This window comes from Streptomyces sp. NPDC127092, assembly GCF_042722475.1.
Classification (GTDB): domain Bacteria; phylum Actinomycetota; class Actinomycetes; order Streptomycetales; family Streptomycetaceae; genus Streptomyces.
In genome coordinates this window covers 1,687-3,759 of the sequence record NZ_JBHXFE010000099.1, presented here as the reverse complement: position 1 = coordinate 3,759, position 2,073 = coordinate 1,687, and the positions used below count along the sequence as shown (strand labels likewise).

General features: G+C 70.6%; 2 protein-coding genes. Both read right to left on the bottom strand.

The features are described from left to right. Nucleotides 1-110 precede the first annotated feature (110 nt). Nucleotides 111-1,421 (bottom strand): MFS transporter, encoded by a 1,311-nt coding sequence (locus ACFWJO_RS37325; protein WP_060973915.1) that lies wholly within the window; start codon nt 1,419-1,421, stop codon nt 111-113. After that, a partial coding sequence (locus tag ACFWJO_RS37320; protein WP_386872567.1) for a flavin reductase family protein occupies nt 1,418-2,073 on the bottom strand: 656 nt, incomplete at its 5' end. The genes ACFWJO_RS37325 and ACFWJO_RS37320, both read right to left, overlap by 4 nt.

Below are 2,073 nucleotides of genomic sequence, written 5' to 3'. Positions count from 1 at the left end.
GGGAAGGAACAAAAGGGGGGAAGAGACACGTGCGGGGCCTCGAAACGAGACGCGGTGTCCCCACCACTCTGTGTGCGGAGGGGGCGGCCTGCGGGCCCGGTCGCCCCGGCTCAGGCCGCCAGGTCCACGTCCTTCGTCTCCTTCATGAACAGGCCGGTCAGGCCGGTGAGGCCGCCGACCACCATGAGGTAGATCGGGAACGCGCTGGCCCACCCCTGCGCCGTCAGCCACGTGATCAGGTACGGCGCCGTGCCGCCGAAGATCGCGGTGGCCAGCGAGAGCATGGTGGCCACGCCCTTGGCGCGCACCGCCGTGGGCAGCACCTCGGACCAGACGGCGCCGTTGACGCCGAACAGCAGCGCCACGGCCAGCAGGGCGATGGTCTGCACGAGCAGGAACGAGGCGAAGGTGCCGTCCAGCATGCCGAACAGCGGGAACGGCAGCACCACGAAGAGCAGGCCGAAGGCGATGACCAGCGGGCGGCGGCCGATCCGGTCGCCCAGCAGGCCCGCCCCGAGGATGGCGGCCAGGAAGATCACCTGGGCCAGGAGCGAGGCCGAGAGGGTGGTGGACTTGTCCATCTGATGGGCCACCTGCGCGTGCGTGGGCAGGTAGATCAGCCACGTGTAGAACATCAGGGAGCCGCCCGCGGAGACCAGGAAGATCGTCAGCAGGCCGCGCCACACCGCGCCCGGCTCCCGGCGCGGGGCGTCGTCGGCGGTGGGCACCACCTGCTGCGCCGCCGTGAAGTGCTCCGACTCCGTCAGGCTCCGTCGCAGATACAGCGCGTAGAGGCCGAGGACGCCGCCGATGCCGAACGCCACGCGCCAGCCCCAGGACGCCACCTGCTCGTGGGAGAGCAGCGTGTTGATGGCCAGGCCCACGAGCGTCGCCAGGATCGTGCCCACCACCACGGACACCCACGACGTCGCCCCGAACAGCCCGCGCCGGCCCTGCGGCGCCCGCTCCACGAGGTAGGTCACGGAGGTGCCCATCTCGCCGCCGTGCGCCAGGCCCTGCAGCAGGCGGGCGACGACGAGGATCACCGAGGCGAGGACGCCCACCGTGCCGTAGGTGGGGGTGAAGGCGATGATCAGGCTGCCGAGCGCGGTGATCATCATCGCCGCGAAGAGGCTGCGCTTGCGGCCCACCCGGTCCGCGTAGGCGCCGAACACGTAGCCGCCGATGGGGCGGGCGACGAAGCCCACCGCGAAGACGGCCAGGGTGGCGAGCAGCTCGGAGGTGGGGTTGTCCGCGTGGAAGATCTGCGCCGCGAAGACCGGGGCGAAGATCGTGTAGACGTTCCAGTCGTACCACTCCAGCGCGTTGCCGAAGTTCACGGCCAGCATGTCCTTCAGGCTCCGGGGGCAGGCCCCGGGCACGGGAGCGGGCCGGGCCGCGCCGGTGGCCGCGGTGCTCATGCCCGTCCCTCGAGGCCGGCCTGGGCATCGCCGTCGGCGCCGGGCACCCGCATCTCGAAGGTCTCCCGCACCACGGTGTAGTCGAAGTAGCCCAGGCGGGCGATCGGCTGGATGCGCGGGATGTCGAGGCGGCCGTCGGCGGTGATGACGTCGTCGTCGATGTGGATGGTGTCCACGTGGGCGAAGACCACGTCGATGGTGCCGACGTTCGAGTCGCCCTTGATGCGGTGCGTCGAGTGGTAGCGGCACTCGAAGCGCACGGGGGACTCGGCGACCATCGGGATGGGGTGGTTGTCCGCGTAGACCTTGGTGACGCCGTGCTCGGCGATGCGGTCCCACTCGCTCTCGCCCGGCTCCAGGGCCATGGCGGAGACGTTGACGGCCTCGCGCAGGTCGTAGGTGGCCATGTTCCACACGAACCAGCCGGTCTGCTCCGCGTTGAGGACGGTGTCCTTGCGGCGTCCGTCCGGGTACTGGTTCGCGGAGAACATCACCATGGGCGGGTCGAAGGTGAGGTTCTGCCACTGGCTGTAGGGGGCGATGTTCTCCCGGCCGTCCGTGCTCACGGAGGACAGCCAGCCGATGGGCCGCGGCACGGTGGAGCTCTTGAAGGGGGAGAAGGGCAGGGGGTTGGCCTCGTGCTGCGGGCGGT

Bases quoted from the DNA above. Each gene is read 5' to 3' on its own strand.
- ACFWJO_RS37325 (WP_060973915.1), bottom strand. From the start codon at position 1,421: ATGAGCACCGCGGCCACCGGCGCGGCCCGGCCCGCTCCCGTGCCCGGG.